Here is a 24,911-nt window from a genome sequence, read left to right on the forward strand (position 1 = left end):
CCCTACAGGAAGGCCGTTTCGTCAAAACTGCGCAATTTCCGGCTGTGGAGGCGTTCCAGAGGCATGGTGCGCAGGTGTTCCATGGCCCGTATCCCGATCAGCAGGTGGTTCGCAACCTGAGATTTATAGAACTCCGAGGCCATGCCGGGCAGTTTCAGCTCGCCGTGCAGCGGCTTGTCGCTGACGCAGAGCAGCGTGCCGTAGGGCACCCGGAAGCGAAAGCCGTTGGCGGCGATGGTCGCGCTCTCCATGTCGAGCGCGATGGCGCGGCTCTGGCTCAGGCGCTGCACCGGGCCGGACTGGTCGCGCAGCTCCCAGTTGCGGTTGTCGATGGTCGCCACCGTGCCGGTCCGCATGATCCGCTTCAACTCGAAACCCTCGAGCATGGTCACATCGGCCACCGCCTTCTCGAGCGCGATCTGGATCTCTGCCAGCGGCGGGATCGGCACCCAGACGGGCAGATCGTCATCCAGCACGTGGTCCTCGCGCAGGTAGGCATGGGCCAGCACGAAATCTCCGAGGCTCTGGCTGTTCCTGAGCCCCGCGCAATGCCCCACCATCAGCCAGGCATGCGGCCGGAGCACGGCGATGTGGTCGGTCGCCGTCTTGGCGTTCGAGGGCCCCACCCCGATGTTGACCAGGGTGATCCCCGCACCGTTCTCGGCCTTCAGGTGGTAGGTCGGCATCTGCGGCATCTTCGAGGGCTGCGGCAGCGGCGCCTCCGGGTCGGTGATCTCCACGTTCCCGGTGCTGACAAAGCTGGTGTAGCCGCTCTTCGGATCGGCCAGCACATGCCGCGCGTAGGCCTCGAACTCCTCGACGTAGAACTGGTAGTTGGTGAAGAGCACGTGGTTCTGAAAATGCTCCGCCGCCGTTGCGGTGTAGTGGCTGAGCCGGGCCAGCGAATAGTCGATCCGCTGGGCGCTGAAGGGGGCGAGCGCGTGGCTGCCGTCCTCGTGGACATAGCCGAAATCATCCACGATGGCGTCATTCGTGGTGCTGAGGTCCGGCACGTCGAACACGTCGCGCAGCGGATAGGTCAGCGCCCCGTCCTGCGGCACCGTCACATGGGCATCGTTGGCCACCGCAAAATGCACCGGGATCGGCGTGGCCGACGGCCCGATCAGCACCGGCTGCCCGTGGTTGCGAATGAGTAGCCCGAGTTGCTGCTTGAGATACGCCCGAAACAGGTCCGGCCGGGTGACGGTGGTGCTGTAGGTGCCCGGACCGGCAACATGGCCAAAGCTCAGCCGGCTGTCGGTCTTGGCGTGGCTGGTGGTGGTCAGCCGGATCTCGGGATAGAAGGCCCGGTACCGCACCGTCGGCGCCTCGCCTGTCACCGCCTCGCTGAAGTGCTTCGAGAGAAACCGGGTCGAAGACCGGTACAGCTCCTCGAGCCGCTCCACCGCCTTGCCCGGATCGTCAAACAGCTCGGCCCGCTGCCCCTCCGGCGTTACAACCGGCGTGATCTGCCCGTTCGCGTTCACGTCGTCCCCTCCTCGAACAGCTCGGTCAGCTCGAACTTTGTCACGTCGACAAGCCCGAGGTCCGAAATCCTGAGTTCGGGTATCACGACCAGCGCGAGGAGAGAATGCTGCATGTAGGCATTGTTCAGCGTGCAGCCGCAGGCCTCCATCGCCTGCACCATGGCAGCGGCCTTCTGCGCCACCTCGCTCGCCGGGCTGTCGCTCATCAGCCCCGCGATGGGCAACTCCACCAGAGCCAGCTCCTCGCCGTCGCGCCAGACGGTCACGCCGCCGCCCACCTCGCCGAGCCGGTTGGCGGCCCGCGCCATCATCTCCCGGTCGGTGCCGACAACGATCATGTGGTGACTGTCATGCGCGACCGTCGAGGCCATCGCCATGCGCCCCTCGTAGCCAAAGCCTTTCACGAAGCCATTGGTCACGCCGCCGGTGCCCCGGTGCCGCTCCACCAGCGCGATCTGGCAGGTGCCATCCGCGCCCTCGGCCACGCCATCCACCACTGGCAGGTCCTCCACCAGCGCCTTGGTCGGCGCCTGGTTCTCGACCACACCGATCACGCGGGCGCGGACGGTGTTCTTGCCCTCCGGAGCCGTGATCACAAAATCCGCCGCCGCCAGCTCCTTGCCCAGGTTCACCGTCTTCCGCGCATGCTCCGGCCAGTCGAGATGCGGAAAATCGACACTGACCTTGCCATTTTCGGCTACCAGCACACCCTTGGCCCAGACCTTCTCGATCGGCAGGGCCTTCAGGTCGGAGGTCAGGATCACATCCGCCCGCCGCCCCGGCGCGATGGAGCCCAGCTCCCGCTCCAGCCCGAAATGCGTGGCCGTGTTCACCGTCGCCATCTGCAGGGCAATCAGCGGCTCGCAGCCGCACGCGATTGCATGGCGCACCACCCGGTTCATGTGCCCGTCCTGCACCAGAGTGCCCGAGTGGCAATCATCCGTGCAGAGAATGAAGTTGCGCGGGTCCAGCCCCTTTTCGGTCACCGCCGTGATCTGGCTCTCCACGTCATACCAGGCGCTCCCAAGCCGCATCATCGAGCGCATCCCCTGGCGCACCCGCATGATCGCATCGGCCTCGCCTGTGCCCTCGTGGTCATCCGCCGGCCCGCCGGCGACATAGGCATGGAACGCAGGGCCAAGATCGGGCGAGGCATAGTGCCCGCCCACCGTCTTGCCCGCCCGCTGGGTCGCGGCGATCTCGGCCAGCATCTTCGGATCGCCCGCCGACACGCCGGGAAAGTTCATCATCTCGCCCAGCCCGATGATCCCCGGCCAGGCCATCGCCTCGGCCACGTCCTCGGGGCTGATCTCGAAGCCCGTGGTCTCCAGTCCGGGCGCGGACGGCGCGCAGCTCGGCATCTGGGTAAAGATCGAAACAGGTTGCAACAGGGCCTCGTCGTGCATCAGCCGCACGCCCTCGAGCCCCAACACATTGGCGATCTCGTGCGGATCGGTGAACATCACCGTGGTGCCATGGGGCGTGACCGCACGGGCAAACTCCGCCGGGGTCAGCATCCCGCTCTCGATGTGCATGTGCCCGTCGCAGAGGCCCGGCACCAGATAGCGCCCCTCGGCCTCCACCACCTCTGTGTCCGCGCCGATGCAATGCGAGGCATCCGGGCCCACATAGGCAAACCGCCCGCCCTTCACCGCCACCTGCCAGCCGTCCAGCACCTCGCGGCTCTGCACGTTCACCAGCTTGCCGCCGCGGATCACCAAATCCGCCGGTTGGCGCCCTGCGGCCACGGCCACCAGCTCCGGTGCCGCCTCCGCCCATGTTTTGAAATCAGCCGTCATGGCGCAATTGTCCATGGCCCGCGCGCCTGCGCAACCCCCGCCGGAACCGCCGTGGCGGCAGCCGCGTTTTCCGCCCATGAACGCCGCGCCCGCCTCCCTCGTCTACTACCCAGACAGCCGCCCCGGCATCGCCCGGCGCCGCTGCGGCCGCGGCTTCACCTACACCGCGCCAGATGGCACAACGATCGACTGCAAGCGCGAGCGCGCCCGGCTGAAGGCCCTGGCCGTGCCGCCCGCCTACGAGCAGGTCTGGATCAGCCCCCGCGCGAACGGCCATCTGCAGGCCACCGGGCTCGATGCCCGGGCGCGCAAGCAATACCGCTACCACCCGGATTGGACAGCCTACCGCGCCGCCACCAAATACGCCGAACTGCCCGCCTTCGGAGAAGCCTTGCCTGCCATCCGCCGCCGCGTGGCGCGCGACCTCACCCTCGACGCAGGCGAGGAGCCCTTTGCCCTCGCAGCGGTCATTGCCATGATCGACAGGCTGTCACTCCGGGTCGGAAACAGTGACTATGCCACCGAAAACGGCACCTACGGCGCCACCACCCTCCGCTCGCGTCACCTGCGGCTGAAGGACGGCGACCTGCACTTGGGCTATACCTCGAAGGGCGGCAAGAAGGTGCGCCGCAAGATCGGCAACAAGCGCCTTCAGCAGACCTTGCAAGCACTCGATGACCTCCCGGGCGCCGAACTGGTGACCTGGGTGGACGAGGAGGGCGAGGCCCGCACCGTCAGTTCGTCGCGGGTCAATGCCTGGCTCGCCGAGATCACCGGCACGCCGGGCATCACCGCCAAGACCTTTCGCACCTGGTCCGGCTCGGTCGCAGCCCTCGCTGCCGCGAGTTCGGCCGAAAGAGTGACGATCAAGGCCATGTCCGAGGCCGCCGCCGAGCGCCTTGGCAACACGCCCACCATCGCCCGCACGAGCTATATCCACCCCGCCGTCCTGGCCCTCGCCGAGGACCCCTCCGCGCTGCCCGAAAAAGCGCCCGACCGCCCCGGCCTGCGCCTCCCCGAGCGCCGCCTGCTCCGGCTCATTGCCCGCTGGAAGCCCTAGGCCAACACCCGCTCTGCGCCGCGGCAGGCACTTGACCCGCCCGCCCACCGGTCTATGCAGGACTCCATGCAGAAGGGTCTCTTTTCCAGCCTGCCAAGCATCAGCAACTGGCCTGATCGCACCGATCTCTCGGCGGCGAGCGGCTGGGCCGCGCGCAACGGGCTGGGCGAACCAGGAGATTTTCTGGCGTTGCTCAAGGCCGATGGAGACACGATTCTGGTGGCAGACGGCTCCGGCGCGGGCCCCGATGCCATCGGCACCGAGCCGCCCTATGGCATGGGCACCGCGCTTGCCGCCGCGCTGGGCCAGACCGACGCCCGCTGCCTCATCTTTGCCCGTCCGCCGCAGTCGGTGGCCCTGGCCGCGCTCGCCGAGAGCCTGCTTCCGCCGATCTGCACCGACTCCGCGCTCTTTCACCACCACCATGTGGTGGACCCCGACTTTGGCGGCCGCCCTCCGGAGGAGGAAGGCCCGCGTCTCTCCGCCCTGCTGGTCGCACCCGGCACCCGCGCCGCCGTGATCGGCAATCATGGCGTGCTGACCCTCGGCCCGCGCGTCTCCCACGCGCTATTGCATCTGCATCGCTTCGAGCGGGCCGCCGGCACCTACCTGCGCGCCCTGGCCACCGGCCATGCCCTGCGGATCCTGCCCGACGAACTCGCCACCAGCCAGCCCGCGCCGGACCCGGAGGCCTTCTTCGCGGCCGTCAAGGCGGTGACCGGTGACTGACGCCCCCGGCAGGACCCTGCTCTCCCTCGGTCACGGCTACTCGGCCCGGGCGCTCGCCGCGCATATCGCCCCGCAGGGCTGGCACATCATCGGCACCACCCGCAGCGCCGACAAGCTCCAGGCGGAACATGCCGAGATGCACCTCTGGCCCGGCACCGACCTTGCCCCCCTCGCCGCCCGCGCCTCCCACGTGCTGCTCAACGCCGGCCCCGGAGAGGAGGGCGACCCGTTTCTCCCCGAAATCGGCTCCATTCTTGCCCAAACACGCCCAGAATGGATCGGCTATCTCTCCACCACCGGCGTTTATGGCGACCATTCCGGCGCCTGGGTCGATGAAGACACCGCGCTTGCCCCTTCCACCCGCCGGGGCGAGATGCGTGTGCAGGCCGAAGCCGCCTGGCAGGGCCTCGCCGTCACCCACGGCCTGCCGCTGCACATCTTCCGCCTCGCCGGCATCTATGGCCCCGGGCGCGGCCCCTTTGCCAAGGTCCGGTCTGGTACCGCGCGGCGGATCATCAAGCCCGGCCAGGTGTTCTCGCGCATCCATGTCGATGACATCGCCCAGGGCCTCGCCGCCTCCATGGCCCGGCCCTCGCCCGGCACCATCTACAACCTCTGCGACGACGACCCGGCGCCGCCGCAGGATGTGATCGCCCACGCCGCCGAACTGCTCGGACTTCCCGTGCCGCCTGCGATTCCCTTCGACGAAGCGGAACTCAGCCCCATGGCCCGCAGTTTCTATGCTGAGAGCAAGCGGGTGAGTAATGAGCGGATCAAGCGAGACCTTGGAGTACGCCTCCTCTACCCGACCTACCGGGAAGGGCTCGCCGCACTCCTCCGCGCCGAGTAGCGCCGACGCATCCATCCGCAGCCTCGGCGACATGCTGGATGCGCTCGACACCCTCACCGAGGCCGAAACAGTCTCAGTGTCCGACGTGCTGGACGAGATCGGCATCCGCGCCTTCGCCCCGCTCATCCTCGTCCCTGCCCTGATCCTCGTCACCCCGCTCTCCGGCATCCCCGGTCTGCCGACCATCGGCGCCGCGCTGATGCTGCTGGTGACGGTGCAAAAGCTCTTCGGCCGCAAGCAGCTCTGGCTGCCCGGATGGATCACCCGCCGCAGCGTGGAGGCCGGCAAGCTGGCAAATGCCGTGGACTGGCTCCGCAAGCCCTGCCGCTGGTTCGACCGTCACTCGCGCAAGCGCCTGCACCCGCTGGTCTCTCGCCCGGCCAATCTGGTCACCGCGCTCGTGATCTCGCTGATCTGCCTGATGCTGCCGCCGCTCGAGCTCTTGCCGATGGTCACCTCGCTCTTCGCCGTGGCCATCAGCCTCTTCGCCATCGGACTGCTGGCACGCGACGGGCTCTTCACCCTGCTGGGCTACCTCTGGCTCGCCCTCACCGGCGGGATGGTCGCCTGGCTCACGCTCTGAAACAGGCTCTGTTCAGGCCCGTTTGCCGATCTGCGCCACGTCGAGCACGCTCAGCACCTTGGCCTCGATATCCTCGGCATTCAGCGCCGCGACCGACCACATGTCCCGCGGGCTGGCCTGGTCGATGAAGATGTCGGGCAGCACCATGGAGCGAAACTTCAGCCCGTGGTCGAAGACGCCTTCCTCGGCATAAAGCTGCGCGACATGGCTGCCGAAGCCGCCCACGGCGCCCTCTTCGATGGTGATCACGGCCTCATGCTCCGCCGCCAGCCGCAGGCAGAGGTCACGGTCCAGCGGCTTGGCAAATCGGGCATCGGCAATCGTCGGGGTGATGCCCTTGGCCGACAGCGCCTCGCTCGCCGCCACCACCTCCGAGAGCCGCGCCCCGAACGACAGCAGCGCCACGCGCTTGCCCTCCTGAATGATCCGGCCCTTGCCGATCTCGAGCGGAATGCCGCGTTCCGGCATGTCCACGCCCGTCCCCTCGCCGCGCGGATAGCGGAAGGCGATGGGCCCGTCGTCATGCGCGGCGGCGGTGGCCACCATGTGCCGCAACTCGGCCTCGTCGGCGGCGGCCATCACCACCATGCCGGGCAGATTGGCCATGAAGGCCACGTCGAAGGCGCCCGCGTGGGTCGCCCCGTCGGCCCCCACCAGCCCGGCCCGGTCGATGGCAAAGCGCACCGGCAGGCGCTGGATCGCCACGTCATGCACCACCTGGTCGTAGCCACGTTGCAGGAAGGTGGAGTAGATCGCGCAAAACGGTTTCAGCCCGCCCGCCGCCTGGCCCGCCGCAAAGGTCACCGCGTGCTGCTCGGCAATGCCCACATCGAACACCCGGCCCGGAAAACGCTTGCCCACCAGGTCCAGCCCGGTGCCATCGGGCATCGCGGCAGTGACGGCGGTGATGAGCGGGTCGCGCTCGGCTTCCTGGATCAGGCTCTCGGCAAAGACCTTCGTGTAGCTCGGCGCATTGCTCGGGGCCTTCTTCTGCACCCCGGTCACTACGTCGAACCTGGCCACGCCATGCCCCTTGTCGGCGGCTGTCTCGGCGGGCGCATAGCCCTTGCCCTTTTTTGTGATCACATGAATCAGCACCGGCCCGTCGGCCCGCGCCTTGACCGTGCGCAGCACTGGCAGAAGCTGGTCGAGGTCGTGGCCGTCGATCGGGCCGACGTAGGAAAAGCCGAGCTCCTCGAACATCGTTCCGCCCACGGTGACGCTCTTGAAGAGCTCCTTCGCCCGCCGGGCGCCCTCCTGGAACGGCTCGGGCAGCAGGCTGACCGCCCCCTTGGCCGCCGCCTTGAACTCCTGAAACGGCGCACCGGCATAGAGCCGGCTGAGATAGGCACTCATCGCGCCGGTCGGCGGGGCGATGCTCATCTCGTTGTCGTTCAGCACCACGAAGAGCCGTTTCTTCAGGTGGCCCGCGTTGTTCATCGCCTCATAGGCCATGCCCGCGCTCATCGCGCCATCGCCGATCACGGCAATCGCATCGCCCAGCGGCGGGTCGGCGGGCGCGCCGAGGTCGCGCGCCACGGCAAAGCCCAGCGCGGCGCTGATCGAGGTGGAGGAATGCGCGGCCCCGAAGGGGTCGAAGGGGCTCTCCGACCGCTTGGTAAAGCCGCTCAGCCCGTCCTTCTGCCGCAGGGTGCGCATACGGTCGCGCCGCCCGGTGACGATCTTGTGGGGGTAGCACTGGTGGCTGACATCCCAGATCAGCCGGTCGCGCGGCGTGTCGAACACCGCGTGCAGCGCCACCGTCAGCTCCACCACGCCCAGGCCCGCGCCCAGGTGGCCGCCAGTCTGGCTCACCGCGTCGATGGTCTCGGCCCTGAGTTCGCCCGCCACCTGCCGCAGCTCGGCATCGCTCATCCGGCGCAGGGCGGACGGGTCACTCACCCGGTCCAAGAGGGGCGTGGCAGGGCTCTGGCTCATTCTGGCCTCCTAACTCCGGCGGGCAATAACGAAACGCGCGAGCTCCCGCAACGTTTCGGCCTCCTGCCCGTAGGGCTCCAGCGCCGCGATGGCCTCCTCGACGAGATCGGCGGCACGTTTCCGCGCGGGCTCCAGCCCGAGGAGCGACACGAAGGTCGCCTTGCCTCGTGCGGCATCCTTGCCGACGGCCTTGCCAACGGCTTCGGCACTGCCTTCTACATCCAATATGTCATCAAAGATTTGAAATGCCCGTCCAACAGCATCGCCATAATGTCGCAGCCCTGCGGTGTCCTGCCCGGCCATGCGCGGCCCCGCGAGCGCCGACCAGGTGATGAGCGCCCCGGTCTTTCCGGCCTGAAGCGCCTCGATCTGGGGCAGGGTCAGCGGGGCCTCGGCGGTTTCGGCGGCAATGTCGGCGGCCTGCCCGCCGACCATGCCACTCACACCCGCAGCCTCCGACAGGCTCTGCACCAGCGCAACCCGGGCCTCGGCCGGCAGGTCGGCCTCGGCGATGAGCTGAAACGCGAGAGACTGGAGCGCATCGCCCGCCAGCACCGCCGTCGCCTCGTCCCACTTGCGGTGCACCGTGGGCTGGCCTCGCCGCAGGTCGTCGTCATCCATGCAGGGCAGGTCGTCGTGGATCAGCGAGTAGGCATGCAGCGCCTCGATCGCGCCCGCCACCGGCCCGGCCTTGGCCGCCACCCCGTGCAGCCGCGCCGACTCGACCACCAGCAGCGCCCGCAGCCCTTTTCCGCCCGCGCAGGCATAGCGCATCGCCTCGGCCACGGTGCCGCCCTCGGGCAAGGCGCCGGCAATCGCCGCGCCGGCCAGATTGCGCGCCTCGGCCAAAGCCAGGGGCAGTCCTTGCGTCACGTCGAGGTGCCCTCAGTCCGCGTCCATCGGCTGGGTGCCAACGGCATTGCCCTCGGCGTCGGTGGTGATCTTGGCCACCTTCTCCTCGGCGGCCTTCAGCAGCGCGTCGCACCTGGCCCGAAGCTCCGAGCCGCGCTGGTAGAGGGCAATCGAATCCTCCAGCGGCACCTCGCCGCCTTCCAGACGGCTCACCACCGCCTCCAGCTCCCGGATCGCCTCTTCGAAGCTCATCTCCGCCACCGGCTTGTCGCTCATCCTTCGCCCCGCTTCATCAGCACCTTCACATGCGCCGCCGTGCTCGCGGCCAGCGCCTCCAGATCATATCCGCCCTCGAGGGTCGAGACCACCCGGCCCCCGGCATGGGCCTCGGCAATATCGCAGAGCCGCTCGGTCGCCCATGCAAAATCCGCTTCCACAAGGTTCATCTGCGCCAGCGGATCCGCCCGGTGGGCATCGAACCCGGCGGAAATCAGCAGAAGCTCGGGCGCAAAATCGTCGAGCGCGGGCAACACCTCGGCCTCCATCACCCGCCGAAACCCGGCAGACCCGGTCTCGGGCGGCAGCGGCACGTTGATCACGTTGGCGTCGGCCCCGGTTTCGTGCTGTGCCCCGGTGCCGGGGTAGAGCGGTGACTGATGGGTGGAGATGAAGAGACAGCGCGTCTCGTCCCAGAGCAGATCCTGCGTGCCGTTGCCGTGATGCACATCGAAGTCCATCACCGCCACCCGGCGCAGCCCCAGCACATCGAGCGCGTGTTTGGCAGCAATAGAGACGTTTCCGAACAGGCAGAAGCCCATCGCGGTGCTTCTCTCGGCATGGTGCCCCGGCGGGCGCGCGGCGACAAAGGCGTTTTGCGCCGCGCCACTCATCACCCGCTGCACCGCCGCCACGCAGCCCCCCGCGCCCCGGAGCGCAGCCTGCAACGAGCCGGCCATCACATGGGTATCGGCGTCGATAGAGGCCCAGCTATCGCCGGCCGAAGCGACCGCCCGTTCCACGGCGGCCACATGCGCCTCGGGGTGCACCCGGAGCAACTCGGCGCGATCGGCCAGCGGGCAGTCGTGCCAGTCGAGCGCGGCAAAATCAGGGCCTTCGAGCACCTCGAGGATCGCCTCCAGCCGGGCCACCCGCTCGGGGTGGCCGGGAGGCGTGACATGCTTGAGGCAGTCGTCATGGGTAAAGAGCGCGGTGGTCATGCCCGCACCCTGCCGCGCCGCGCCCGCGCCCGCAAGCTACTCGGGAACCTTGAAGGTGAGCGAGGCCCAGAGCGAGTGCCAGACCGGCCCGGCCTCGGCGTCGTCATTGCCGGTGGAACGGATCACGACCGAATCGACCAGGTATTCGTGCCCCGGCTTTACCGGAAACACCGCACGCCCTGTCTCGTCGGTTCGCATGAGCGACACCGCAACCTCTCCGTCCGGCGCCTTTTCGAAGATCTCCACCTGCGCGTCGGCCCGCGCCGCGCCGTCGTAGATCACATCCACCACCATGCCCCCGCCCAGATCGTCGACATAGGGGTTGGTGACCGCCACGATCTCGATGTCGAGGCCCACGAACCGGTCTCTCCCCGCGCCGCTGCCGGCCGACATCAGGCTCTTGGCATAGCGCACATAGGTTTCGGTGAAGACCTCGGCAGGCAGGCCCCTCTGCGCATGGACGGCTTCGAGGTCGTCCCAGTCCTTGTGGTCAAGAAACCGCCGGAAGGCGTCCATGTCGGTGTAGGTCACCTTCAGCGGCGTGGTCTGGTGCACCGCCACGTTCAGCCCTTCTGCCGGGCTCGGCACGTTGAGCGCGGGCCGGTCGCCCACCCGGGGAGAAAGCTCCACCACCCCCTCCGGCGTGACCAGCTCGAACCGCTCCGACCGCCCCGGCACAAACACGTAGCCCGCGCCCGCAAACTCTTGCCCTACCCTGAACTCCGCCGTTAGCGTGCCGCCGGGTGGCACCTGATAGGCGTCGGGCGATATCCAGAACTCATGCGCCACGGCCGGAAGCGCGGGCAGAAGAGCAAGAACAAGAGGCAGCAGACGCATGGCACGAACCCTTTGGCAGACATTGAGAACACTGGCCGCCGCGTTGCTGCTGTCAACCCACGGCTCCGCGAGCATGGCCCACGAGCTCAACCCCGCGGTGGCCGATGTGACTGTGGCGCCCGACGCCGTGCAACTGGTAGTGACCCTCACCGCCGAGGCCATGCTGGCCGGCATCGACCGCACCCAGGAGCTCGACACCGACGACCTGCCCGAGGGCGATCTCTACACTCAGATCCGCCGGTTGCCCTCCGAGGAGATGATTGCCCGCTTCCGCGCCGAATGGCCGGCGCTGCGGGAGGATTTCAACGTGCTGGCCGGGGATACGCCGGTGGAGCTGGAGATCACCGACATCCGGGTCATGGCGGAGATGCCGCTCAGCGTGCCGCGCGACACCCGGGTGACCCTGATCGGCCGCCTGCCGGAGGGCGACTCCCCGGTGAGAGTGGGCTGGAAGGCCGGCTTCGGCCCGCTGATTCTGCGCCAGGTCGGCGGCGGCGAGGATGCCTACAGCGATTTCCTCAATGCCGGTGCGCAGAGCCAGCCTCTGCCCCGCACCGGCGAGGTCATCACCGAGGGCTGGCTGCCCTTCTTCGGCCGCTACATCGTGGTGGGATTCGAACACATCGTGCCCAAGGGGCTCGATCACATCCTCTTCGTGCTGGGCCTGTTCTTCTTCTCGCTGCACCTGCGCCCGCTGTTGCTTCAGGTCACCGCCTTCACCCTCGCCCATACCGTCACCCTCGCGCTGGCGAGCCTGAGAATCGTCACTGTTCCGGCTGCGATCGTCGAGCCGCTCATCGCCGCCTCCATCGTCTACGTCGCGGTCGAGAACATCCTCGGCGGCAGGCTGGGCTGGTGGCGCATCGTCATCGTCGGCTGCTTCGGGCTCCTCCACGGGCTCGGCTTTGCCTCGGTGCTGGGCGAGATCGGGCTGGAGCCCGGGCGCTTTGTGACCGGTCTGATCGGCTTCAACATCGGGGTCGAGCTTGGCCAGCTCGCGGTGATCGCCGTGGCCTTCCTGACCCTCGGGTACTGGTTTGGCGCAAAGCCCTGGTATCGCGCGGCCATCGCCATCCCGGCCTCGCTGGGGATCGCCGCCATCGGCGCCTACTGGGTGGTCGAGCGCACGCTGCTTTGAGCCGTCACCGCATTGTCGCGTTGATCTTGCCTTCAGCCGCGTTGGTCTTGCCCAGTTTGCGCTCGCGCCAGACGATGAAGATGCCTGCGCAGATCACCAGCGCGGCCCCGGCCAGCATCTGCACCGTGGGCACCTCGGCGAAAACGAAGTAGCCCAGCACCAGCGCCCAGATCATCGAACTGTAGGTATAGGGCGCCAGCAACGAGGCATCGGCGTAGCGGTATGAGGAAGTGACAAGGATCTGCCCCGCCCCGCCCGTGAGCCCCGCGCCCACCAGAAGCACCCATTCCAGCGGCGTCGGCCAGACCCAGCCCCAGGGAATTGTCAGCAGCGAGAGCACAGTCGCCGTGCCCGAGAAGTAGAACACGATCGCCGCCGTCGACTCCTTGGCGGCCATCGCCTTGACGAAGATCTGTGCCAGCGAGGCCATGAGGGCCGAGGTTAGGATCATCGCCGTACCGATGAGCTCGCGCTCGCCGCCCTCCAGGTTGAGGCGCGGCCACATGATGATGAGCACGCCCACGAGCCCGACCGAGACGGCGCTGATCCGGAGCAGCCGCACCCGCTCCTTGAGCAGCAGCGCCGCGAAGATCACGATCAGGATCGGGGTGATGAAGCGGAGCGCCGTCACCTCGGGCAGGGGCAGGTAGCGCAGGCCCAGAAAGCCGAGGCCCATGGCCGCCGAGCCCACGATGGCGCGCACCGCGTGGCTCTTGACACTCAGCACCTTGAGCCCACCCGGCATGTCGCCCCTCATCCAAAGCCAGATCACGATCACCGGCAGGGCGCATCCCGCCCGGAAAAACACGGTTTCGCCTACGGGGATCCGGTCCGCCGCCTTTACCAGGGCGCCCATGATGGAGAAGAAGAAGATGGCGCTCAAAGTGAGCGAAATGCCGAGTAAGGGTCTCATTGCGCGGTCTGTCCGGGTCTTGCGCCGTTAGAGCATGGCTCTACGGCAGACGCGACCGTTAAATGCCCCGGGCCATGCGGTAAGCCGAGACGGCGGCATTGATCCCCTCCGAGGCGCGCGACAGCGGCAGCGGCCCGATCCGGTTGCGCGCAACCACGAAGGCCACGCTCGCCGGCTCGTCGAGGGGCACGTCGTAGATCACCACCTGAGCGTCGATCCCCTTGGCCGACAGGGTCCGCTGCAACTGTCGCGCCATGTTCAGCCCCTGCTCCCGCGTCGGGGCATGGAGGCGGAGCTGCACCTGCATGTCGCTCTGCTCGTCCTGCGCTGGGCCAAAGATGACCGGCGCGATCGTCTGCGCCAATGGCCGCAGCGAAGGGTCGCCTGTGATCCGGTGGTATGCCAGCATCACCACCGAGGGCATCGCCAGCAGCGACGCGATGAAAAGCCCGTAGAGCAGCTGCCTGGCCCACATGATCCGCCCTCCCAAACGAAAAAGGCAGCGCCAGTCTCCCCGCGCTGCCTTTCGATCCGGTTAAGAGCTGGGGGTCAGGCCCGAACCAGCTTCTCGTAGCTGTCGCTCATGTCGCGGGTCAGCGCGCCCACCTCGAACCGCCAGTCTCCGATTTCGCCCACCGGGGTCACCTCGGCGGCGGTGCCGGTCAGCCAGCACTGCTCGAAGCCTTCCAGCTCCTCGGGCATGATGTGCCGCTCGTGCACCTTGATCTGGCGGTCATTGAGCATGCCGATCACGGTCTGCCGGGTGATCCCGTTGAGGAAGCAGTCGGGCTTAGGCGTGTGCACCTCGCCATCCTTCACGAAGAAGATGTTGGCGCCGGTCGCCTCGGCCACATAGCCTCGATAGTCCATGAACAGCGCGTCCGAGCAGCCCTTCGACTCGGCAACGTGCTTGCTCATGGTGCAGATCATGTAAAGCCCGGCCGCCTTGGCATGCACCGGAATGGTTTCGGGCGAGGGGCGCTTCCACTTGGCCACGTCGAGCCTGGCTCCCTTCATCTTGGCGTCGCCGTAGTAGTTGCCCCACTCCCAGCCGGCGATTCCCACGCGCACCGGGTTGCGCCGTGCCGAAACGCCCATGTCTTCGCCGGAGGCGCGCCAGGCCACCGCCCGCACGTAGGCGTCGGTCCAGCCGTTGGCCTTGAGCATTTCGTATTTCGCGGCTTCGAGTTCGTCGACCGTGTAGGGGATTTCAAAGTCGAGCCACTTGGCGCTGGCGATCAGGCGCTCGCTGTGGCGGCGGCTCTCGAAGATCTTGCCGTTGTAGCAGCGCTCGCCCTCGAACACGCTCGAGGCATAGTGCAGGCCGTGGGTCAGCAGGTGAACATTGGCGTCGCGCCACTCCACCAGCTTGCCGTCCATCCAGATCTTGCCGTCGCGGTCGTCATAGGCTCCAGCCATCGGACCCTCCTCCCAATTTTTCAAATGTTGCGCGCGTTAGGTCCACTTCGGACACAATCTTGCGCAAAACCCTGCGACTCGCTACCAATCCAGCCTTGGAAAGTCAACAAGGCTGACATAATATTCCGGACCAAGAGGAGAAATCCAGCAAGGACAACATCATGGCCGACGGCCCCGGAAACCCGGCTACCAGCGAGAGCCTGCTGTTTCTCACCGACGAGCAGCTGCGCAAGGGAATCGAGGCGATGTTCTTTGCCTATCGCGGCTTCACCGCCGACCCCGACCGCATCCTCGGCGAGCTGGGCTATGGCCGGGCGCATCACCGCGCGGTGCATTTCATCCACCGCAGCCCCGGCACCACCGTCAACAACCTGCTCTCCATTCTCGGCGTCACCAAGCAATCGCTCAACCGCGTGCTGCGCACCCTCATCGAGGATGGCCTCGTGGAGAGCCGCGTCGGTCGGCAGGACCGCCGCGAACGCCACCTCTTCCTCACCGAGGCCGGCACCAAGCTCGAGCGGCGGCTCTCCGACGCCCAGCGCGACCGCATGCGCCACGCCTTCCGCCAGGCCGGTCCCGATGCCGTGATTGGCTTTCGCACCGTTCTCGAGGCCATGATGGACCCGGAACTGCGGCACCGGTATACCGCGCTCAAGGAGGGGAGCTGATGAACCCGGTCGACCAGTGCGACGCACACCTGCTCATCGTCGATGACGACGAGCGCATCCGCGGGCTTCTGCAGAAGTTTCTGCTGCGCCACGGCTTCATCACAACCTCGGCCCGCGACGCCGCCCATGCCCGCCGCCTTCTGTCCGGGCTGGAGTTCGACCTGATCGTGATGGACGTGATGATGCCCGGCGAAACCGGTGTCGAGCTGACCCGCGCGCTGCGCGAAAAGCTGACGACCCCGATCCTGCTGCTCACCGCCAAGGGCGAAACCGAGGATCGCATCGCCGGTCTGGAGGCCGGGGCCGACGACTACCTGCCCAAGCCCTTCGAGCCCAAGGAGCTGCTGCTGCGCATCAATGCCATCCTCCGCCGCGTGCCCAACGAGGTCGCGGTCGATACCGGCCCCAAGGTGCTCTCGCTCGGCCCGGTCCGCTACGATATCGCCCGCGGCGAAATGTGGAAGGGCGAGGAGATGGTGCGCCTGACCGCCACCGAGTCTGCCCTCATGCGGATCTTCTCCGCCCAGCCCGGCGCCGCCGTCACCCGCAACAAGCTGGTCGAGGATCTCGGCCGCGACGGCGGCCAGGCCCAGGAACGCGCGGTGGACGTGCAGATCACCCGGTTGCGGCGCAAGATCGAGGCCGACCCCAAGCAGCCCCGTTACCTGCAAACCGTGCGCGGCGAAGGCTACATGCTGGCGCCGGATTGAAGGCCAGGCACACCCCCGCCCTAGCGCAAAATGGTGTAGCCGATGAAGCCTGCAACGACGCCCGGGATCATGATGACGGCAAAATCGGTGCTGAAGCCTTCACCGATACCGAGGAACGACCGTCCCACCATCATCCCGACGCCGATCAGCACCAACAGAGTGTACTCATTGCTTCCGGAGCCGTGAGGCCGCGCGACCCGCAAGGCCAGCCAAGTGATGAGCGCGATGACGAGGCCCTCCGCGAGTGGAAGAAGACGTATGAACAGCGCGACCCTGTCCACGGACTCGTCGCTCACCTTGCCCGTGGCAAGCGCACTCAAGCCGGGGTTCAGCAAGGCAAATAGACGATCCATCGCGCCCACCCCAAGCAGGCTGATGACAAGCGCCAAACCCGTCTTCGACAAGAAGCCGCTGTCCCTCCGCGTCACCCTGCTCATGGTCCCTTCACCAGCCAGACTTGGCATCGCCACCCCGTCCACATCCGTCACCCCAACCGCGCCATCGCCCAGCGCGCCGCATCCGCCACCACCGGATCTTCGTCCTCGCACAACTCCTGCGCCACCGCCCTCAGCCGCCCCGCCCCGCTGTTTCCAATCGCATAGAGCACATTGCGCACAAACCGCGCCCGCCCGATCCGCTTGATCGGCGAGCCCGAAAACCGCGCACGAAACGCGGCATCATCGAGCCCCGCCAGCTCCTCCAAGGCGGGCAAATCCGTCTCTGTTCCACCCCGATACCGCATGTCCGCCGCCGCCACGGCGAACTTGTTCCAGGGGCACACCGCAAGGCAGTCGTCGCAGCCATAGATCCGGTTGCCCAGCTTGCTCCGCAGATCCTCGGGCACCGGCCCCGCGTGTTCGATGGTCAGGTAGGAAATGCACCGCCGCGCATCGAGCTGATAGGGCGCCGGAAAGGCCTCGGTCGGGCACACGTCAAGGCACCGCCTGCACCCGCCGCAATGGTCGGATTCCGCCGGATCAGGCTCTATGTCCAGCGTCGTGAAGATGCTCCCGATAAAGAACCACGAGCCCATCTCGCGGCTGACGAGGTTGGTGTGCTTGCCCTGCCAGCCCAGCCCCGCCGCCTGCGCCAAAGGCTTCTCCGCCACCGGCGCGGTATCGACAAAAACCTTGATTTCGCCGCCGAACTCCTCGATCAGCCAGCGCCCCAGCCGCTTCAGCCGCTTCTTGACGATGTCGTGGTAATCCCGCCCCCGCGCATAGGCCGAGATCAGCCCGCGCTCGCGCGCCTCCAGCCCGGCGAGCGGGTCATACTCCGGCCCGTAGCTCTCTCCGAGCACGATCACGCTCCGCGCCTCGGGCCAGAGCGCCGACGGATCCTCGCGCCACTCCAGGCGCTTTTCCATCCAATCCATCTCCCCGTGCCGTCCCTCGGCCAGGAACGCCCGCAGCCCCTCCGGCACGCCGGGCAAGGGCCCTGCCCGCGCCACCCGGCACAGCGAGAATCCCTCCTCCAGCGCGCGCGCCACGACCGCGTCCTTCACACGCCTGCCCCATTTTCTTGCTGCAAACATCCCGAGGGATGTGGGGGGCTGGCCCCCCACCGGCCGATCTCAGAAATCGAGGTCGGCATAATGCGGCGGCGGCGGAAAACCCGGCACCTGGTCGGCCAGCAGGCCACGGAACGCGGGCCGCGACTTGATCTTGGCGTACCAGTCCTTCACGTTCTCGCTCCGGTTCCAGTCCACGTCGGAGATGTAATCGAGCGACGACAGATGCGCCGCGGCGGCAAAGTCGGCCATCGTCATCGCGTCGCCCGCGAGCCAGCGCCGCTGATCGAGCAGCCAGGCCATGTAATCGAGGTGATACTTGATCGCCTTGGCCCCGGCCTTGACGTTGCGGCTCTCCGGGTAGCCCTGCCCCATCACCTTCTTGTTCACCCGCTCGTAGAGCAGGTTGGCGGTGACCTCGTGGTGGAACTTGTCGTCGAACCACGCGCAGATCCGCCGCACCTCGTAGCGCCCCTCGGGGTCGCGCGGCAGCAGCGGCGGCTCCGGGTGCTTCTCCTCGAGGTATTCGCAGATCGGCTGGCTCTCGGCCATCATCACGCCGTTCATCCGCAGCACCGGCACCTTGCCGGCCGGGTTGCGGCGCAAGAAGTCGGGCTCCTGGTCCCAGTAACGCTCCTCCACCAGCTCCACCTCCAGCCGCTTCTCGGCCATGACAAGGCGCACCTTGCGGCAGAAGGGTGACAGCGGCACGTGGTAAAGGCGGTGGCTCATGGGGCTCCCCGATCTTGGTCAGTGCCCCCGTGATAACGCGGGCCAGCCCCGACCTTCAATCCTCGAAACAGGCAGCGCGCCCGTCGGCGGCGATGGTCGCGGCGCCATCGGCGATCCGCGCGGCGCGTTTGCGCTGGGTGCCGCTGGGCCGCGACGCCGAGCGTTCCTTGGGGTTGGGCAGCACCCCTGCGAGCAGCGCGCCCTGCATCGGCGTGAGCTTGCCGGGCGGCACCCCGAAGTAGTGGTGCGAGGCCGCCTCGATGCCAAAGACCCCCTCGTCGAACTCGGCGATGTTGAGATAGATTTCCAGCATCCGCCGCTTGGTCCAGACCGCCTCGGCGGCCGGGGTGATGAGCGCCTCCAGCGCCTTGCGCAGCCAGCTTCGGCCCTGCCAGAGAAACACGTTCTTCACTGTCTGCTGGCTGATCGTCGAGGCGCCCCGGGTGCCGCCGTCTTCCAGCGCATCGCGGATCGCGTCCACGTCGAAACCCCAATGCAGGCAGTAGTTGGCATCCTCGGCGGCCACCACGGCCCGCACCGCGGCGGGGGAGACCTCCTCGATCCCGATCCACTGGTGATCCACCGCGCCCAGCCGGCGCTTCTCGGACCAGATCGTGTGGGTCGTCGGCGGATCGACGAAGCTGTAGAGCAGCACCAGAAGCAGGAGCAGCACCACCGGAACGGCGCAGACCAGGGCCAGACGGCGCAGGAACCAGCGCCACGCCCGGCGCACCGCAGGCGGTTGCGCCTTCGCCTTCCGGCCCTTGCCGGTGCCCTTCTTCGCTGTGCTCGCCCGCGCCATCGTTTCTGCTATACGCCGCTGCCGCGGGTTGGAAAACCCGTCAGGCAAAAAGCGCAGCCGCGTCGCGCGCCCGCATCACCGGGCGGCTCACAGGCCCGGCGGGCTGGCCCATCATCTCGGGAAAGAGCGCCTCGAGCTCGGCCCTTGTCTCGCAATCCTCGCGGGCAAAGGCCCCGCAGGGGTCAAAGCTCTCGGTCGGCACGCCCTCGGCCTCCAGAATCTCGTGGTGGTCGAGCAGAATGTGCCAGTAGCTCACCTCGCGGCAGGGCGCGAGATGCACGCCGTCATGGCCCAGCAGGCTCTTGGCCGGCACCAGCACCTCGGTCTCGCCAAAATACATCTCGGCGCGCCAGCCCTCGACCAGAATGCGGTGCTGCTGCGACACCACGAGATCGCGGGCATTGCCCAGCGTCCCGGCGCCGATCCGCACCGGCGCGAAGTTGCGCACCCCCGGCACCCGGCGCTCCCCGATCCAGCGGATCGGCTGGTGGCCGCGATCCCGGGTCTTGACCCAGTCGCCCGGCTCGAGGCTCTCGACCCGGCGCAACCCGCCCAGGCAGGCAATCTGCGTGCCGGTCACAAAACAGGGCGGGCCAAGGTCCTCCACCTCCAGCGGGCCCTGCCCGTTCACGAAGGAGCTGCCCACGAACACGCCATCCTGGAGCGTCTGCCCATCGGTGGGCGTAAACACCCGCCCGCCGTTCTGCAGGTAGAAGGTGATGCCCGTGTAGGTCACGTTGCCCACGCCGGTCACGTAGATCGTCACCGTGTCGCCCGGATAGGAGGCGGTCACATCGCTGCCGTTCACACTGTCGCCGTTGAAGCGGTCCACGTCGCCGTCGTCGTTGTTGTCGACCAGGTCCATGACCGAGAAGTTCACGAAGGTGCCCGGTGACGGCGGGTTCGCCGGGTCGAAGGTGTAAAACTGGTCTGTATATGTCGTCGGCATCGCGGACTCGCATAACTGCCCGCCCCCACGGCGGTTACAGATTGTTTCTCGCAAGGAAACAGGACCTCCCAACGGCCGAATGTGGGCATTTTCGCCGCAATTCGGCACCTGGCCGGAAAAGCAGAAGGGGCGACCCGAAGGCCGCCCCTGCGTTTTCCTGGCGTCGAAACCGGCTCTATTCTGCCGGAACCGCGCCTTTTTCGAGCGTGAGCGGATGCGGCAGTTTGTTCAGCATCTCCTTGGGACAGACCTGCACGAAGTTCGGCAGCTCGCTCTCCCAGTGCTGAAGGATCGTTTCCGCCCGGCGGCTCCGGGTCTCCTCGAAGTGGTTGGTCACGAGGCGGTGCAGCTGCTCGATCCAGTGGTCCACCGTCACCGGGTTGGTGACCAGGGTTTCCATGTTCATCATGTCAGCCGCCTTGCCCTCCGGGTCGTAGAGATAGGCCATGCCGCCGGTCATGCCCGCCCCGAAGTTGGCGCCGATGGACCCGAGGATCACCGCCACACCGCCGGTCATGTACTCGCAGCCGTTCGAGCCGCAGCCCTCGATCACCGTCGTGGCGCCCGAGTTCCGCACGGCAAAGCGCTCTCCCGCACGGCCGGCGGCATAGAGGTAGCCGTCGGTTGCGCCATAGAGCACCGTGTTGCCGATGATGGTGTTGGCCGAGGCCTCCAGCGGGCTCGACATGGTCGGGCGCACCACGATGGTGCCCCCGCTCAGGCCCTTGCCGACGTAGTCGTTGGCGTCGCCCGCCACTTCGAGCTTCAGGCCCGGCGCGGCAAAGGCACCCAGCGACTGACCGGCGGAGCCCGAGAGCTTTACCGTCAGGTGGTCGGGCAGGAAGGCGTTGCGCATGCCGAAGTTCTGCACGATGTGGCTCGACGTGCGCGTGCCCACCGTCCGGTGCGTATTCTGCACCGCGTATTGCAGCTGCATCTTCTCGCCGTCCTTCAGGAACCGACGGGCATCCCGCACGATCTGGGCATCCAGCGTGTCGGGCACCGGGTTGCGCGGGCGCTCCTGCGTGTAATCCACCTTGTCGGCACCATCCACGCAGATCAGCAGCGGGTTCAGGTCCAGGTCATCGAGATGGGCGGACCCGCGCGAGACCTGGCCCAGCAGGTCGGCCCGGCCGATCACCTCGGCCAGCGAGCGCGCACCGATCGACGCGAGTATCTCCCGCACCTCCTGCGCATAGAAGGTGATGAGGTTCACCACCTTGTCGGCATTGCCGGTGAACTTGGCACGCAGGCGCTCGTCCTGCGTGCACACGCCCACCGGGCAGGTGTTGGACTGGCACTGGCGCACCATGATGCAGCCCATGGCGATCAGCGCCGCGGTGCCGATGCCATATTCCTCCGCGCCCATCATCGCGGCCATCACGATGTCACGGCCGGTGCGCAGCCCGCCATCCGTGCGCAGCGTGATCCGCGAGCGCAGGTTGTTGAGCGAGAGCACCTGGTGCGCCTCGGTCAGCCCCATCTCCCACGGCAGGCCAGCATACTTGATCGAGGTCGCCGGAGAGGCCCCCGTGCCGCCGTTGTGGCCCGAGATCAGGATGTTGTCGGCCTTGGCCTTCGCCACGCCGGCGGCAATCGTGCCGACGCCGGAGGAGGCCACGAGCTTCACCGTCACCTTCACCGTCGGGTTGATCTGCTTCAGGTCGTAGATCAGCTGGGCCAGATCCTCGATCGAGTAGATGTCATGGTGCGGCGGCGGGCTGATCAGCGTCACGCCCTTGGTCGAGTGCCGCAGCCGGGCAATCAGGTCTGTCACCTTCATGCCGGGCAGCTGGCCGCCCTCGCCGGGCTTGGCGCCCTGCGCCACCTTGATCTCCAGCTCTTCGCAGTGGTTCAGGTACTCGGCGGTCACGCCAAAACGCCCCGAGGCCACCTGCTTGATCTTGGCCGACGGGTTGTCGCCGTTCGGCTCGGGCACGAAATGCGCCGGATCCTCGCCGCCCTCGCCCGAGTCGGACTTCGCGCCGATCCGGTTCATGGCCACGTTCAGCGTCTTGTGCGCCTCCGGGCTGAGCGCCCCGAGCGACATGCCCGGCGTCACGAACCGCTTGCGGATGGCCGTCACGCTCTCGACCTGCTCCACCGGGATCGGCGCGCCAAGCGGCTTGATCGCCAGCAGGTCGCGCAGATGAATCGGCGGGTTGGCCTGCATCTTGGCCGAGTACTGCTTCCAGATCTCGAACGAGCCCCGGTCGCAGGCACTCTGCAACAGGTGCATCGAGGAGGCCTCCCAGGCATGGGTCTCACCCGAGCGCCGCGCCTTGTAGAACCCGCCCACCGGCAGCACCGGGGTCGCGCCCTTGAGCCAGCCGTGGGCGTGAATCTCCTCCGCCTTCTTCTGGATGCCGGGCACGCCGATGCCGCTGATGCGGCTGGTCATGCCGGGGAAATACTCGGCCACCATGGCGCGGCTCAGCCCCACGGCCTCGAAGTTCAGCCCGCCGCGATAGGAGGAGATCACCGAGATCCCCATCTTCGACATGATCTTGAGCAGGCCCTGGTCCACCGCCTCGCGGTATTTCTTCACCGCGTCGTTGAGGCTCATGTCGAGCAGGCCGCGCTCGATCCGGTCGGCCAGGCTGTCCTCGGCGAGATAGGCGTTCACGATGGTCGCACCGCAGCCGATGAGCACCGCAAAGTAATGCGGGTCAAGGCACTCCGCCGAGCGCACGCCGAGCGAGCAGAAGGTCCGCAGGCCCTTTGCCGTCAGCCCGCTGTGCACGGCGCTGGTGGCAAGGATCATCGGCATCGCGATCCTGTTCTCGTCCGAATGCTGGTCGGTCAGCACGATATGCCCCGACCCCGAGCGCACCGCGTCCTGCGCCTCGGCCCTGATCCGCTCCAGGCCTTCCTGCAACGCATGGGGCCCACCGTCGCGCGGGAAGGTGCAGTCGATCTCGCACATCTCGACGTTGAAATGCCCAATCAGCTCCTCGAACTGCGCGTTGGCCACAAAGGGGCTCTCCAGCACGATGATCTCGGTCTGGCTGCTGTCTTCGTCCAGCACGTTCTTCAGGTTGCCGAACCGGGTCTTGAGGCTCATCACCCGGTATTCGCGCAAGGAGTCGATCGGCGGGTTGGTCACCTGGCTGAAGTTCTGCCGGAAGAAGTGGCTCAGCGGCCGATACTTCTTGGAGAGCACCGCGGAGGGCGTGTCGTCGCCCATGCTCGCCACCATCTCCTTGCCGTCCTCGGCCATCGGCGCCAGAACCTGCTCGAGATCCTCGATGGAGTAGCCCGCCGCGATCTGCCGCTTGCGCAGCTGGTCGCCGGTGAACAGCGGCTTTTCCTTGATCCCGTTCAGCGCCTCGTCGAGGTCGTTGATCTTGCCGACCCACTCGCCGAAGGGCAGCGCCTTTGCGAGCTTGTCCTTGATCTCGGTGTCGTGAAACAGCAGGCCCTTCTTGGTGTCGACGGCAATCATCTGCCCCGGCCCGAGGGCGCCCTTCTCGCGCACCACCGACTCGTCGATCGTCACCATCCCGGCCTCGGAACCGGCAATCAGCAGCCCGTCGCCGGTGACCACGTAGCGCATCGGGCGCAACCCGTTGCGGTCGAGCCCGCCGCACACCCAGCGCCCGTCGGTCATGGCCAGGGCGGCGGGGCCGTCCCACGGCTCCATCACCGAGTTGCAGTAGGAGTACATGTCGCGCCAGGCCTCGGGCAGCTCCACCGCCTGCTTGCTCCAGCTTTCGGGCACCAGCATGGTCTTGGCCATCGGGGCCGACCGACCGGCCCGCACCAGCACCTCGAACACCGCGTCCAGCGCCGCCGAGTCGCTCGCGCCCTGCGGCACGATCGGCTTGATGTCCTCGGCCAGCTCTCCGAAAGTGCTCGATGCCATCCGGATCTCGTGGCTCTTCATCCAGTTCAGGTTGCCCTTCAGCGTGTTGATCTCGCCGTTGTGGGCCAGCATGCGGAACGGCTGCGCCAGCCACCACTGCGGGAAGGTGTTGGTCGAGTAGCGCTGGTGATAGATCGCAAAGGTGCTCTCGAAGCGTTCGTCCATCAGGTCGGGGTAGAACTCGGCCACCTGCTCGGCCAGCATCATGCCCTTGTAGATGATGCTGCGGCAGCTCAGCGAACACACGTAGAAGGCCGGCAGATGCGCCGCCGCGGCGGCCTTCTCGATCCGCCGCCGGATCACGTAGAGCTCGCGCTCGAAGGTCTCTTCGTCCACGTCCTTGATGTTGGAGATCAGGATCTGCTCGATCTCGGGCCGGGTCGCGTTGGCCTTTTCGCCGAGGCAGGTGATGTCCACCGGAACGTGGCGCCAGCCATAGATGTAATAGCCCATCCGAAGCACCTCGGCCTCGACGATGGTCCGCGCGCGCTCCTGCGCCCCGAAATCGGTGCGCGGCAAAAAGATCTGGCCCACGGCGATGAGCTTGTTCTTGTCGGGCAGGTGGCCGGTGCGCTCGATCTGGTCGTAGAAGAAGCTCACGGGGATCTGCACGTGGATGCCCGCGCCATCGCCGGTCTTGCCGTCGGCGTCCACCGCGCCCCGGTGCCAGATCGCCTTCAGCGCCTGGATCCCGCTCTCCACCACCTTGCGGCTCGGCTTGCCGTCGATCGACACCACCAGCCCCACGCCGCAGGAGGATTTTTCCTCGCTCTCGTGGTACATGCCGTTCTCGCTGAGCCACTTGCGCTGCTGTTCGTGCTCGGCAGCCCAGGCCTCGTCATACTTGGTCATG

Annotated in this window: 23 protein-coding genes; 7 read left to right on the forward strand and 16 right to left on the reverse strand. The window is 67.2% G+C overall.

What is annotated here, in order from left to right; genetic code table 11:
* Positions 1-2: 2 nt before the first annotated feature.
* Together BUR94_RS16425 and ade are read right to left on the reverse strand one after the other, a co-directional pair.
* Complete coding sequence (locus BUR94_RS16425; protein ID WP_074257247.1) at positions 3-1,487, reverse strand: AMP nucleosidase; 1,485 nt, start codon at positions 1,485-1,487, stop codon at positions 3-5.
* The gene (gene ade / locus BUR94_RS16430) at positions 1,484-3,286 is read right to left on the reverse strand and encodes an adenine deaminase (RefSeq protein WP_074257248.1); all 1,803 of its coding nucleotides are present in this window, start codon (positions 3,284-3,286) and stop codon (positions 1,484-1,486) included. The genes BUR94_RS16425 and ade overlap by 4 nt, the downstream gene beginning before the upstream one ends.
* A gap of 76 nt (positions 3,287-3,362) precedes the next feature.
* Between ade and BUR94_RS16435 the strand changes: the two genes are divergently transcribed.
* The 4 genes from BUR94_RS16435 to BUR94_RS16450 all read left to right on the forward strand — a co-directional run bounded on the left by BUR94_RS16435 (position 3,363) and on the right by BUR94_RS16450 (position 6,508).
* A complete protein-coding gene (locus BUR94_RS16435) occupies positions 3,363-4,346 on the forward strand; it encodes a DNA topoisomerase IB (protein WP_074257249.1) in 984 nt (327 codons plus the stop codon).
* 66 nt (positions 4,347-4,412) lie between these two features.
* Positions 4,413-5,075, forward strand: coding sequence for a class II aldolase/adducin family protein (locus BUR94_RS16440; protein WP_074257250.1), 663 nt, complete (start codon positions 4,413-4,415; stop codon positions 5,073-5,075).
* Positions 5,068-5,925 (forward strand): SDR family oxidoreductase, encoded by an 858-nt coding sequence (locus BUR94_RS16445; RefSeq protein ID WP_074257251.1) that lies wholly within the window; start codon positions 5,068-5,070, stop codon positions 5,923-5,925. The genes BUR94_RS16440 and BUR94_RS16445 overlap by 8 nt, the downstream gene beginning before the upstream one ends.
* A 31-nt stretch (positions 5,926-5,956) precedes the next feature.
* Positions 5,957-6,508, forward strand: coding sequence for an exopolysaccharide biosynthesis protein (locus BUR94_RS16450; RefSeq protein ID WP_074257252.1), 552 nt, complete (start codon positions 5,957-5,959; stop codon positions 6,506-6,508).
* A 12-nt stretch (positions 6,509-6,520) separates the two neighbouring features.
* Here the strand turns inward: BUR94_RS16450 and dxs are convergent, their stop codons facing one another.
* Genes dxs through BUR94_RS16475 form a run of 5 tightly spaced genes read right to left on the reverse strand, consistent with a single transcriptional unit; the run spans position 6,521 to position 11,352 of the window.
* Positions 6,521-8,446 carry a 1-deoxy-D-xylulose-5-phosphate synthase gene (gene dxs, locus BUR94_RS16455; RefSeq protein ID WP_074257253.1) on the reverse strand — a complete coding sequence of 642 codons (1,926 nt, stop codon included), beginning with the start codon at positions 8,444-8,446 and terminating at the stop codon, positions 6,521-6,523.
* Between the two features lie 9 nt (positions 8,447-8,455).
* Positions 8,456-9,319, reverse strand: a complete 864-nt coding sequence (locus BUR94_RS16460) for a polyprenyl synthetase family protein (RefSeq protein WP_425445240.1) — start codon at positions 9,317-9,319, stop codon at positions 8,456-8,458.
* Positions 9,320-9,331: 12 nt separating this feature from the next.
* A complete protein-coding gene (locus BUR94_RS16465; RefSeq protein WP_074257254.1) occupies positions 9,332-9,574 on the reverse strand; it encodes an exodeoxyribonuclease VII small subunit in 243 nt (80 codons plus the stop codon).
* Complete coding sequence (locus tag BUR94_RS16470) at positions 9,571-10,515, reverse strand: histone deacetylase family protein (RefSeq protein ID WP_074257255.1); 945 nt, start codon at positions 10,513-10,515, stop codon at positions 9,571-9,573. The genes BUR94_RS16465 and BUR94_RS16470 overlap by 4 nt, the downstream gene beginning before the upstream one ends.
* Before the next feature lie 36 nt (positions 10,516-10,551).
* Positions 10,552-11,352: a DUF4198 domain-containing protein gene (locus BUR94_RS16475; protein ID WP_074257256.1), complete on the reverse strand. Its 801-nt coding sequence runs from the start codon at positions 11,350-11,352 to the stop codon at positions 10,552-10,554.
* Here BUR94_RS16475 and BUR94_RS16480 point away from each other — a divergent pair.
* Positions 11,351-12,490: a HupE/UreJ family protein gene (locus BUR94_RS16480; RefSeq protein ID WP_074257257.1), complete on the forward strand. Its 1,140-nt coding sequence runs from the start codon at positions 11,351-11,353 to the stop codon at positions 12,488-12,490. The genes BUR94_RS16475 and BUR94_RS16480 overlap by 2 nt on opposite strands.
* 4 nt (positions 12,491-12,494) lie before the next feature.
* Here the strand turns inward: BUR94_RS16480 and BUR94_RS16485 are convergent, their stop codons facing one another.
* The 3 genes from BUR94_RS16485 to BUR94_RS16495 form a co-directional block, all read right to left on the reverse strand.
* Positions 12,495-13,403, reverse strand: coding sequence for a DMT family transporter (locus tag BUR94_RS16485; protein WP_074257258.1), 909 nt, complete (start codon positions 13,401-13,403; stop codon positions 12,495-12,497).
* A 58-nt stretch (positions 13,404-13,461) separates the two neighbouring features.
* Entirely contained in the window at positions 13,462-13,878 is a 417-nt protein-coding gene (locus tag BUR94_RS16490) for a hypothetical protein (protein ID WP_074257259.1), read from the reverse strand.
* Positions 13,879-13,952: 74 nt separating this feature from the next.
* Complete coding sequence (locus tag BUR94_RS16495) at positions 13,953-14,822, reverse strand: branched-chain amino acid aminotransferase (protein WP_074257260.1); 870 nt, start codon at positions 14,820-14,822, stop codon at positions 13,953-13,955.
* Positions 14,823-14,983: 161 nt separating this feature from the next.
* Here BUR94_RS16495 and BUR94_RS16500 point away from each other — a divergent pair, with 161 nt between their 5' ends.
* Positions 14,984-15,490 (forward strand): MarR family winged helix-turn-helix transcriptional regulator, encoded by a 507-nt coding sequence (locus tag BUR94_RS16500; RefSeq protein ID WP_074257261.1) that lies wholly within the window; start codon positions 14,984-14,986, stop codon positions 15,488-15,490.
* Positions 15,490-16,200: a response regulator gene (locus BUR94_RS16505; RefSeq protein ID WP_074257262.1), complete on the forward strand. Its 711-nt coding sequence runs from the start codon at positions 15,490-15,492 to the stop codon at positions 16,198-16,200. The genes BUR94_RS16500 and BUR94_RS16505 overlap by 1 nt, the downstream gene beginning before the upstream one ends.
* 20 nt (positions 16,201-16,220) lie before the next feature.
* Here BUR94_RS16505 and BUR94_RS16510 read toward each other — a convergent pair whose 3' ends face one another.
* From BUR94_RS16510 to gltB, 6 genes are all read right to left on the reverse strand, one after another.
* Positions 16,221-16,688, reverse strand: coding sequence for a hypothetical protein (locus tag BUR94_RS16510; protein ID WP_139301301.1), 468 nt, complete (start codon positions 16,686-16,688; stop codon positions 16,221-16,223).
* Complete coding sequence (gene queG / locus BUR94_RS16515; RefSeq protein WP_074257264.1) at positions 16,685-17,734, reverse strand: tRNA epoxyqueuosine(34) reductase QueG; 1,050 nt, start codon at positions 17,732-17,734, stop codon at positions 16,685-16,687. The genes BUR94_RS16510 and queG overlap by 4 nt, the downstream gene beginning before the upstream one ends.
* A gap of 39 nt (positions 17,735-17,773) precedes the next feature.
* Positions 17,774-18,442, reverse strand: coding sequence for an FtsZ-binding protein FzlA (gene fzlA / locus BUR94_RS16520; protein ID WP_074257265.1), 669 nt, complete (start codon positions 18,440-18,442; stop codon positions 17,774-17,776).
* 55 nt (positions 18,443-18,497) lie between these two features.
* Positions 18,498-19,244, reverse strand: coding sequence for a monofunctional biosynthetic peptidoglycan transglycosylase (gene mtgA / locus BUR94_RS16525; RefSeq protein WP_074257266.1), 747 nt, complete (start codon positions 19,242-19,244; stop codon positions 18,498-18,500).
* A gap of 40 nt (positions 19,245-19,284) precedes the next feature.
* Complete coding sequence (locus tag BUR94_RS16530) at positions 19,285-20,193, reverse strand: Hint domain-containing protein (RefSeq protein ID WP_074257267.1); 909 nt, start codon at positions 20,191-20,193, stop codon at positions 19,285-19,287.
* 175 nt (positions 20,194-20,368) lie between these two features.
* Positions 20,369-24,910: a glutamate synthase large subunit gene (gltB, locus tag BUR94_RS16535; RefSeq protein ID WP_074257775.1), complete on the reverse strand. Its 4,542-nt coding sequence runs from the start codon at positions 24,908-24,910 to the stop codon at positions 20,369-20,371.
* Position 24,911: the final 1 nt, after the last annotated feature.

The organism is Vannielia litorea, from assembly GCF_900142295.1.
GTDB classification, from domain to species: domain Bacteria; phylum Pseudomonadota; class Alphaproteobacteria; order Rhodobacterales; family Rhodobacteraceae; genus Vannielia; species Vannielia litorea.

Excerpts from the sequence above, each read along its gene's own strand:
- ade (WP_074257248.1), bottom strand. The coding sequence starts at position 3,286 with ATGACGGCTGATTTCAAAACATGGGCGGAGGCGGCACCGGAGCTGGTG.
- BUR94_RS16435 (WP_074257249.1), top strand. The coding sequence starts at position 3,363 with ATGAACGCCGCGCCCGCCTCCCTCGTCTACTACCCAGACAGCCGCCCC.
- BUR94_RS16440 (WP_074257250.1), top strand. The coding sequence starts at position 4,413 with ATGCAGAAGGGTCTCTTTTCCAGCCTGCCAAGCATCAGCAACTGGCCT.
- BUR94_RS16450 (WP_074257252.1), top strand. The coding sequence starts at position 5,957 with ATGCTGGATGCGCTCGACACCCTCACCGAGGCCGAAACAGTCTCAGTG.
- dxs (WP_074257253.1), bottom strand. The coding sequence starts at position 8,446 with ATGAGCCAGAGCCCTGCCACGCCCCTCTTGGACCGGGTGAGTGACCCG.
- BUR94_RS16465 (WP_074257254.1), bottom strand. The coding sequence starts at position 9,574 with ATGAGCGACAAGCCGGTGGCGGAGATGAGCTTCGAAGAGGCGATCCGG.
- BUR94_RS16470 (WP_074257255.1), bottom strand. The coding sequence starts at position 10,515 with ATGACCACCGCGCTCTTTACCCATGACGACTGCCTCAAGCATGTCACG.
- BUR94_RS16480 (WP_074257257.1), top strand. The coding sequence starts at position 11,351 with ATGGCACGAACCCTTTGGCAGACATTGAGAACACTGGCCGCCGCGTTG.
- BUR94_RS16475 (WP_074257256.1), bottom strand. The coding sequence starts at position 11,352 with ATGCGTCTGCTGCCTCTTGTTCTTGCTCTTCTGCCCGCGCTTCCGGCC.
- BUR94_RS16485 (WP_074257258.1), bottom strand. The coding sequence starts at position 13,403 with ATGAGACCCTTACTCGGCATTTCGCTCACTTTGAGCGCCATCTTCTTC.
- BUR94_RS16490 (WP_074257259.1), bottom strand. The coding sequence starts at position 13,878 with ATGTGGGCCAGGCAGCTGCTCTACGGGCTTTTCATCGCGTCGCTGCTG.
- BUR94_RS16495 (WP_074257260.1), bottom strand. The coding sequence starts at position 14,822 with ATGGCTGGAGCCTATGACGACCGCGACGGCAAGATCTGGATGGACGGC.
- BUR94_RS16500 (WP_074257261.1), top strand. The coding sequence starts at position 14,984 with ATGGCCGACGGCCCCGGAAACCCGGCTACCAGCGAGAGCCTGCTGTTT.
- BUR94_RS16505 (WP_074257262.1), top strand. The coding sequence starts at position 15,490 with ATGAACCCGGTCGACCAGTGCGACGCACACCTGCTCATCGTCGATGAC.
- queG (WP_074257264.1), bottom strand. The coding sequence starts at position 17,734 with ATGTTTGCAGCAAGAAAATGGGGCAGGCGTGTGAAGGACGCGGTCGTG.
- fzlA (WP_074257265.1), bottom strand. The coding sequence starts at position 18,442 with ATGAGCCACCGCCTTTACCACGTGCCGCTGTCACCCTTCTGCCGCAAG.
- mtgA (WP_074257266.1), bottom strand. The coding sequence starts at position 19,244 with ATGGCGCGGGCGAGCACAGCGAAGAAGGGCACCGGCAAGGGCCGGAAG.
- BUR94_RS16530 (WP_074257267.1), bottom strand. The coding sequence starts at position 20,193 with ATGCCGACGACATATACAGACCAGTTTTACACCTTCGACCCGGCGAAC.
- gltB (WP_074257775.1), bottom strand. The coding sequence starts at position 24,910 with ATGACCAAGTATGACGAGGCCTGGGCTGCCGAGCACGAACAGCAGCGC.